The sequence below is a fragment of the Chrysiogenia bacterium genome (genome assembly GCA_020434085.1).
Classification (GTDB): domain Bacteria; phylum JAGRBM01; class JAGRBM01; order JAGRBM01; family JAGRBM01; genus JAGRBM01.
Genome location: JAGRBM010000431.1, coordinates 1 through 2,162 on the forward strand (window position 1 = coordinate 1; position 2,162 = coordinate 2,162).

At 61.8% G+C, this 2,162-nt stretch carries 2 protein-coding genes and 1 tRNA gene; all 3 read left to right on the plus strand.

All coding sequences use genetic code 11. The features are described 5' to 3' along the window. Positions 1 to 533 (plus strand): hypothetical protein (locus KDH09_14800; protein MCB0220965.1); only part of this gene is annotated, 533 nt, incomplete at its 5' end. Between the two features lie 80 nt (positions 534 to 613). Next, positions 614 to 1,951, plus strand: coding sequence for a trypsin-like peptidase domain-containing protein (locus KDH09_14805; GenBank protein ID MCB0220966.1), 1,338 nt, complete (start codon positions 614 to 616; stop codon positions 1,949 to 1,951). Positions 1,952 to 2,006: 55 nt separating this feature from the next. Further along, positions 2,007 to 2,082 (plus strand) — tRNA-Thr (locus KDH09_14810). The last annotated feature ends 80 nt before the right edge of the window (positions 2,083 to 2,162 follow it).

Below are 2,162 nucleotides of genomic sequence, written 5' to 3' on the forward strand. Positions count from 1 at the left end.
CGGAACTTCCGACGACATTGCTCAAGATCGGCTTGATGTACATGGCCGCTCCTGAGGGTTTCCACGGTGACCCCGGTGCTGCAATCGAGCATCTTGAGCTGGCGCGGGCGCTGGCGTCATCTGGTTCGGAGGAATATTTCCGGTCTGTAGCGGCATTGGGGTTTGCCAGTGGAATGGATGGGGATCTCGAGTCTGCGGCGCAGTATTTCGAAGAAGCGCTGACGCTTCGACCAAATGAACCGGCGCTGCAGTTTCTTTCCGGTTATTTCGCATTGGAGTCGGGCAAGTTCGATCTTGCGATTACGCGATTGAGGGAATCCCTCGAATCGGGCGTCTGCACGAAGGAAGCGTACGGGGCTCTAGGTGAGGCGTACGGGGCGCTGGGCGAAGAAAAAACGGCCGAGAAATTCAGGGCGCTGTTCGAGTCTACGTCAGGGGCAAAGCCCTGTGAAGCCAGCTACTTCATTTGGAAATCGGAAACGCGTCTTGGAGAAATCCAAGCAATGCTGAAATCGTTACGCCCGGCCCCCTGATCGCCCCTTCGCAGCTACCCGCCCCATCATCTATATATAGACAATCTCTTGAGGCCCCCTGCGGGTTCGAAGGCGGTTCGATGAAGAAGGCGTTGCTGACCCTGTTGATCTTCGTGCTGAGCGCGTGCAGTGCGTGGCCGGCCAGTGCCGAGGACGACGCGCTCGCGGTGTTCGAGAAACTCCAGCGGCGCATCGAGAAGGTGGCCAAGGACATCACGCCCAGCGTGGTCTACATCGAGGCCGTCCAGAAGCACCAGAACCGAAAGAGCATCGTCTCGGGCTCGGGCATCATCGCCGATGCCGAGGGGCACATCTTTACCAATGAACACGTCGTCGAGTCCGCGCTCAAAGTGACCGTCACCGTGCCGGGAATTAAAGAGCCCTTTCCCGCGCGGGTGGTCGGCACCGACAAGCAGACCGACCTCGCGGTGCTGCAGATTCAGCCCAACTCCCACACCATCAAGCCTGCGCGCTTTGGCTCGGCCGAGAAGCTGGTCGTCGGGCAGTGGGTGCTCGCCGTTGGAAATCCTTTTGGGTTCGATAACTCGGTCTCGTTCGGAATCGTGCAGGCCAAGGGTCGCAACCTGCAGTTTCGCGGACTCATCAATGAATTCGTGCAGACCGATGCTTTGATCGACCAGGGAAGCTCGGGCGGGCCGCTCGTCAACCTGAAGGGCGAGGTGGTCGGCGTGAACTCGATTGCCGCCGGCCGCGGCATCGGCTTTACCATTCCCATCGAGACCGCGCTCAAGGTGAAGGAAAACCTCATGGCCTCGGGCCAGATCGAGCGCGCGTGGCTGGGCATCACCTTCCAGCCGCTCTCGCGCCAGCTCGCGCGGTACTGGGGCATGGCCACCCAGGGCGGCGCCATCGTCTCGGCGGTTCTCGACGGGTCGCCTGCGGAGAAGGGCGGGCTCAAGGCCGGCGACATCATCATCGAGATCGAGGGGACCGAGGTCGACGTCCCCGACGAGGGAGAGGCCTCCTCGCTCTCGCGCCTCGTAGCCGGCTTTGCCGTGGGCGAGAAGATCAAGGTGAAGGTCCTGCGGGATTTGAAGCCCGAAACCCTGACGCTTACCCTGGAGGCCCAGCCGGCCATCGACACCCCCGAGCGCGAGAGCGACTGGGGATTTGGCTATCAGGACATCACCACCGGCCGCCAGCTCAATTCGCGGCTGGAATCGCGGGTGGGGGCCTACGTCTCCTTCGTCGAACGCGGCACCCCCGCCGATGAGAGCGGCATGGAGATCGGCGACATCATCGTCAGCATCGAGGGCCAGGGCGTCACCGGCGCCGACGATCTGGAAAAAGCCCTCGAAAAGGGCGCAGAGCGCGAGCGCGTTCTCTTGACCGTCCAGCGCGGCAAAGATATAAGATTCCACCTCCTGGAGCGGCTCCGCAGCGCCCCGGCCGAATAGGCCGCGCAACGGCCCTCCCCCCGGGGCGTCACCAGCACCCCGCGCCTTCCGCAAGGCCGACGTAGCTCAGTTGGTAGAGCAACGCATTCGTAATGCGTAGGTCACCGGTTCGAATCCGGTCGTCGGCTCCATTTTTTCAGGACATGTTTGGGAGAAATCAGGACTGCGCGTCGTCGTCGCTGTCTTTCTTGGCATTTTCCTCGCTTGCGAA